Genomic DNA, 6,328 nt, shown 5'->3' on the forward strand with positions numbered 1-6,328 from the left:
GGGCAGTAGTCTAACAGCCACAACAGGATATGCCTATACCCGCGCTGCAGGCGCTGAATTTCATCGCGCATCCGCTTGAGCGGTACGAATTATCAGATATTGATACCAAGGTACGACGGCAGGAACGCGCAATGAAATGCGCCGCGATGGCCAAGGCCAGCGGCGCACAGGGCCTTAGTGGCCGGGGAAATTCACGAGGCTGTAGCAATCAATGCCGATCGCGTTAAGGCGCGCTTCACCGCTCAGATCAAACAGGTTGATCACGAACGCAGCATCTTTCACTTCACCACCGGCACGGCGGATCAGTTTCACTGTGGCTTCCAGCGTACCGCCGGTGGCCAGCAGATCGTCCACCACCAGCACCACATCACCTGGCTTAATGGCATCTTTGTGCAGCTCCAGCGCATCAGAACCGTACTCCAGCTCATAGCTCTCGCTGTAGGTTTCACGCGGCAGCTTGCCCGGCTTACGCACCGGCACAAAACCGACACCCAGACCCAGTGCCACCGGTGCACCAAACAGGAAGCCACGTGCTTCGGTGCCCACCACTTTGGTGATACCTTTGTTACGATAGCGTTCAACCAGAATGGCAATCGACGCGGCATAGGCCTGCGGATCTTCCATCAAACTGGTGACGTCACGGAACAGGATGCCCGGCTTAGGGTAGTCAGGGATGCTTTTGATGCTGTTTTTGATGAGTTCAAGCTGCTGAGCAGTTGCGGTCATAAGTGTTACGCCTGGAAAAATATCTAATACGCGCAGCATCCGACAGCGCCAATACCCGGAAACCGGGTTAAGCGAAGACGTTTAAAAAGGGAAGCCACGCACGAAGATGCCCAAATCTATGCAAATACCTGTCTAAATGCAACCCTGCCGCACTTAATCGCCGCTGTCAGCATTTTCTGCCACTACCGGGATACGCCACATAAACAAAAGCAGCGCGCACAACATGATGCCCAGCATAATCCGCACCCACAGCATGTTAACCAGATAAATAGAAGCGGCAAAGGTGATGACAATCAGCAACATTGCGCGGCCTTTGGCGCCGGGCGGCATGGCGCGATGCTGTTGCCAGTGGCGGATATAGCGACCAAACGGCGAGCGCCACAGCAGCCAGTGGTGAAAACGCGGTGACGAACGGGCAAAGCACCAGGCGGCCAGCAACACAAATGGCGTGGTCGGTAACAAAGGTAATACAATGCCCAGCGTGCCCAGCACAATCGCCAGCCAGCCAAGACACAGAAGAAAAATTCGTTGCATGCCTGATGCCTGATAAAATCGGAACTGTGCTACGTTAACACAGTCGGAATCAGAGTGATGCCCCAACCGCCCGCACATCAACGTCTGCTCGCCATTGTCGATCAGCTACGACAGCAAATCGCACAGCAACGCGATGGTGCATGCCGACAGCCCCGTTTTGACGCCCAACTGTTCCATTGCAAAGGCACGCGGCTCGCTGATTATCTCGCTGAGCTGGAGCAAAATTTAACCCAGCTTGGCGCAGCTGATACTGATGTGATGCGCCGCCAGTGGCTGGCGGAGAAAGTGCTGGACCAGATTGCCGCCCTGCAACGCGAATGCCAGAGCCAGCAACTGCGCACCCCGCGTGAGCGTCCTCGCGTTGATCCGCGCCAGTCGAAGCGCGAAGAGTATCAGGGCTATGAAACGCGCTTGCTGGCGATGATCGAACAACGTGAGCAACATCTGGCGCGCGCCGAAACCCTCAGCGTGCAGCAGCAGTTGATCCGCGATATCGAAGTGCTGCACGAGCGGCTGGCACGCTGTCACCATGCGATGCACAAACTAGAAATGTCAGGCCCAGCACGGTAATCTCCGCCCACTTGCCTCTATACCCGTTATACTTCACACGGCAGGTGTGTTGGCTACGCTCATTCCCCCCATCTCTTACCTGAGTAAGCGCTTGCGGGTTCATTCCTTTGCCACTTGCCTGCACCTGAAATTATTTAGGATATATACTCCCCCTATGAATGAAGGAGGAAAATCATGACCCTAATTATGTGGATAGCGATTGGCGTGGTGGCTGGCTGCATCAAGCGCATGGTTTTTCCCGGTCGGCCGGGTGGGTTTGTTCCGACGCTGGTGCTGGCCGTGATTGGTGCGTTAATTGGGGGTTACATCGCGACTTATTTTACAACGGGTGATTTAGCGACGTTGCACCCCGCTGGCTTTGGGGTGGCACTGCTGGGTTCCATTTTGATGCTGCTGGTGGCGGCAAAATTACGTAATTAACCAGGAGAGATTATGTCACTGGAAACTGCATCCGATGAGATCAAACTGGCAGTGGATTTGATACAACTGCTGGAAGAGAACCAGGTGCCTACCGCAACCGTGTTAGCCGCGCTGGCGATTGTCCAACGCGATTATCAGCAGAAACAGGCGGCAGAGGGCGTTAATTAACGCGCCGAAGAGAGAGTGGGACTGAGCCGCAGCATATCAATAAAGGCATCCACCAACTGCGGCGCATCTGCCGCCAGATCAAACGCCTGCGGGTTAAACAGCCAGTTTTCCATCATACCATTGATATAACCGCACATCAGACGCGCCGATTGCAACGTGTTCAATCCCGCAGGCAACTGGCCCACTTCGATACACTCACGTAGCACCAATTCAATTCGGTCGTAACACTCAAGCAGTAAACTTTGACGCATATCCTGTAATGTCGACATTTCGCCAACGAATTCACATTTATGGAAGATAATCTCCATTAATGCGCGTCTTTGTGGATCCTTTGCTGTGGCGTCAAGGATATAGATCAACATAGAACGGATAACAGAAAGTGGATCGTCCGGGTATTTTGTCTGATACTCAAGTTCCACATCGTCAAGCCCAGCGTCACACCGAAGCCAGATTTCATGCAGAACATCGGCTTTATTTTTGAAATGCCAGTAGATAGCACCGCGCGTGACGCCGGCCGCTGTTGCGATATCTGCCAGGGATGTGGCAGCCACACCGTGTTCAGAGAAGTGTGCTAAAGCGGCATCCAGAATTTGGTTCCGCGTTTCAAGTGCTTGCGCTTTGGTTTTTCGTGCCATAGAGGACTTTTTTTACAAACTGGCAAGTTTACATACATTTGTGAATGTATGTACCATAGCACGACCCGTGTTTTAACGCAGCAATGGGTTTATCGGTTTGTGATCCATTGATCATTTGATATCGGACACTAGAGGTTTATTTATGAATAAAAACAGAGGATTAGCGCCTCTGGCGGCCGTCCTGATGCTTTCAGGCAGCTTTGTGTTAACAGGATGTGATGATAATAAATCCCAGCAAGCCGCCCAGCAGCAGCCCCCAGAAGTGGGTGTTGTGACGTTAAAAAACGAGCCTTTGAAAATTACCACCGAACTGCCAGGACGTACTTCGGCATTCCGCGTGGCAGAAGTACGCCCTCAGGTGTCAGGCATTATTCTGAAGCGTAATTTTGAGGAAGGAACGGATATCAAAGCAGGCGTGTCCCTGTATCAGATCGATCCGGCAACTTACCAGGCGGCTTATGACAGCGCCAAAGGCGATTTAGCACAGGCGCAAGCCAATGCACACGTCGCGCAGTTAACCATCAAACGTTATAAGCCGCTGCTGGGTACTAAGTACATCAGTCAGCAGGACTATGACACCGCGGCGGCCACCGCTGCACAGACGGCTGCAGCCGTTCAGGCAGCCCAGGCCAATGTGGAAACCGCCCGCATCAATCTGGCTTACACCAAAGTGACGTCGCCGATCAGCGGTCGCATTGGTAAATCGTCAGTCACTGAGGGCGCTCTGGTTTCCAGCGGTCAAACCACTGCGCTGGCAACCGTGCAGCAGCTCGATCCAATGTATGTCGATGTGACCCAATCCAGTGATGATTTCCTGCGTTTGCGCGCAGAACTGGAATCCGGTCAGCTGAAACAGAATGACGGCAAAGCCAACGTCACGCTCTTGATGCAAAACGGTAACGCATACACGCAGACAGGCACATTGGAATTCTCTGATGTGACCGTGGATGAAACCACCGGCTCCATCACGCTGCGCGCCATCTTCCCGAACCCGGACCATCGCCTGCTGCCAGGGATGTTTGTGCGTGCGCGTCTGGATGAAGGCACCAACCCAACCGCACTGCTGGTACCGCAACAGGGCGTAACCCGTACCCCAACCGGTCAGGCAACTGCGATGGTGGTGGGCGCAGATAATAAAGTGGAAGTCCGTAATATCACCGCTAATCAGGCATTTGGTGACAAATGGCTGGTAACGGATGGCCTGAAAGAAGGCGATCGCGTGATCACCGTCGGTCTTCAGCGTGCCAAGCCAGGTGCGCAGGTGACACCACAAGAAGTCAAAGATGATGCCAAAGCAGCACCGGAATCACAGTCTGCTAAATCATCGTCCTAAACAGGAGCCACTGATACATGGCTAAGTTCTTTATCGATCGCCCCATTTTTGCCTGGGTGCTTGCCATCATCATTATGCTGGCAGGTACTCTTGCAATTATCAGCTTGCCGATTGAGCAATATCCCAATGTTGCGCCGCCGGCCGTTGAAATCCAGGCAACCTACCCGGGTGCTGATGCGAAAACGCTGCAGGATTCGGTAACCCAGGTTATCGAACAAAACATGAACGGCATCGATGGCCTGATGTATATGGCCTCGAGCAGTGACTCGTCCGGTACTTTAACCCTGACGCTGACCTTCCAGTCCGGTACCAACGCCGATATCGCGCAGGTACAGGTACAGAACAAGCTGCAGCTGGCGATGCCACTGCTGCCGCAGGAAGTACAGCAGCAAGGTATTCAGGTTAAAAAATCCTCCAGCAGCTTCCTGATGGTAGCGGGCTTTGTCAGTGATGACGGCAGCATGACGCAGAATGATATCTCTGACTATGTTGCTTCAAACATCAAAGACCCGATCAGCCGTACGCCTGGCGTCGGTGATACGCAGGTGTTTGGTGCGCAGTACGCGATGCGCATCTGGCTCGACCCGCACAAACTGAACAACTACCAGCTGACGCCGGTCGATGTCATCAGTGCGTTGGGCACCCAGAACACCCAGGTCGCCGCCGGTCAGTTAGGGGGTACACCGCCCGTGCCTGGCCAGCAGTTGAACGCCTCGATCATTGCGCAGACCCGTCTGACCAATACCGAAGAGTTCGGCAACATCATGCTAAAAGTGAACCAGGATGGCTCACAGGTGCGCTTGCGTGACGTGGCGAAGATTGAACTCGGTGGTGAAAACTACGAGATCATCGCCCGCTACAACGGCAAACCGGCTTCGGGTATCGGTGTGAAACTGGCAACCGGTGCGAATGCATTGGATACCGCCAAAGCGGTGAAAGATGAGCTGGCCAAACTGCAGCCGTTCTTCCCGGCTGGCATGAAAACCGTTTACCCGTACGACACCACGCCGTTCGTGAAGATCTCGATCTTCGAAGTGGTGAAAACGCTGTTTGAAGCGATCGTGCTGGTGTTCCTGGTGATGTACCTGTTCCTGCAGAACTTCCGCGCCACGCTGATTCCGACCATTGCGGTGCCGGTGGTGCTGTTGGGTACGTTTGCGATTATCAGTGCCTTTGGTTACTCGATAAACACTCTGACGATGTTCGGGATGGTACTCGCCATCGGCCTGTTGGTGGATGACGCCATCGTGGTGGTAGAGAACGTTGAGCGTGTGATGGCGGAAGAAGGTTTACCGCCGAAAGAAGCGACGAAACGTTCGATGGAGCAGATTCAGGGTGCGCTGGTGGGTATTGCCCTGGTGCTGTCCGCAGTATTTATCCCGATGGCCTTCTTCGGCGGCTCGACCGGGGTTATTTATCGTCAGTTCTCGATCACCATCGTTTCCGCAATGGCACTGTCAGTACTGGTGGCGTTGATTCTGACGCCGGCACTCTGTGCCACCATGCTGAAACCGATCAAGAAAGGCGATCACGGTAAAACCACTGGCTTCTTCGGCTGGTTCAACCGCCTGTTCGACAAGAGCACCAACCACTACGTGGATAGCGTGGGTCACATCGTGCGTAGCACCGGTCGTTATCTGGTGATCTACCTGGTGATCGTGGTCGGCATGGCGTATCTGTTCCTGAAACTGCCTACCTCCTTCCTGCCGGAAGAGGATCAGGGTCTGTTACTGGCGCAGGCGCAGTTGCCAGCCGGTGCAACCCAGGAACGTACGCAGAAAGTGCTGGATCAGGTGACCGATTACTTCCTGAACAAAGAGAAAGACAGCGTTAACTCGGTATTTACCGTTAACGGCTTTGGCTTTGCGGGTCGTGGTCAGAACACCGGTATTGCCTTCGTCAGCCTGAAACCGTGGGATGAGCGTGGCGATGCCAGCCTGAA

The 6,328-nt window shown here is 53.9% G+C and carries 8 protein-coding genes; 5 read left to right on the top strand and 3 right to left on the bottom strand.

Annotated features, from left to right (window positions below):
- Positions 1-174 precede the first annotated feature (174 nt).
- Positions 175-726: an adenine phosphoribosyltransferase gene (apt, locus tag RT340_RS21125; RefSeq protein ID WP_097117476.1), complete on the bottom strand. Its 552-nt coding sequence runs from the start codon at positions 724-726 to the stop codon at positions 175-177.
- Between the two features lie 153 nt (positions 727-879).
- Positions 880-1,260 carry a DUF454 family protein gene (locus tag RT340_RS21130; protein WP_097117477.1) on the bottom strand — a complete coding sequence of 127 codons (381 nt, stop codon included), beginning with the start codon at positions 1,258-1,260 and terminating at the stop codon, positions 880-882.
- 57 nt (positions 1,261-1,317) lie between these two features.
- Between RT340_RS21130 and RT340_RS21135 the strand changes: the two genes are divergently transcribed.
- From RT340_RS21135 to rsmS, 3 genes are all read left to right on the top strand, one after another.
- Positions 1,318-1,830: a primosomal replication protein gene (locus RT340_RS21135; protein WP_313377656.1), complete on the top strand. Its 513-nt coding sequence runs from the start codon at positions 1,318-1,320 to the stop codon at positions 1,828-1,830.
- Positions 1,831-2,004: 174 nt separating this feature from the next.
- Positions 2,005-2,250, top strand: coding sequence for a hypothetical protein (locus tag RT340_RS21140; protein ID WP_313377657.1), 246 nt, complete (start codon positions 2,005-2,007; stop codon positions 2,248-2,250).
- Positions 2,251-2,262: 12 nt separating this feature from the next.
- Complete coding sequence (gene rsmS, locus RT340_RS21145) at positions 2,263-2,418, top strand: pleiotropic regulatory protein RsmS (RefSeq protein WP_064511361.1); 156 nt, start codon at positions 2,263-2,265, stop codon at positions 2,416-2,418.
- Here rsmS and acrR read toward each other — a convergent pair.
- Entirely contained in the window at positions 2,415-3,053 is a 639-nt protein-coding gene (gene acrR / locus RT340_RS21150) for a multidrug efflux transporter transcriptional repressor AcrR (protein WP_097117479.1), read from the bottom strand. The two genes, rsmS and acrR, sit on opposite strands and share 4 nt — an antisense overlap.
- 142 nt (positions 3,054-3,195) lie before the next feature.
- Here acrR and RT340_RS21155 point away from each other — a divergent pair, with 142 nt between their 5' ends.
- On the top strand, positions 3,196-4,386 hold the full coding sequence (locus RT340_RS21155) for an efflux RND transporter periplasmic adaptor subunit (RefSeq protein WP_034828153.1): 1,191 nt from the start codon (positions 3,196-3,198) through the stop codon (positions 4,384-4,386).
- Between the two features lie 17 nt (positions 4,387-4,403).
- Positions 4,404-6,328 (top strand): efflux RND transporter permease subunit (locus tag RT340_RS21160; RefSeq protein WP_313377658.1); only part of this gene is annotated, 1,925 nt, incomplete at its 3' end.

Origin of the sequence: Pantoea sp. CTOTU50773 (assembly GCF_032082325.1) — a bacterium.
GTDB classification, from domain to species: Bacteria; Pseudomonadota; Gammaproteobacteria; order Enterobacterales; family Enterobacteriaceae; genus Pantoea; species Pantoea communis.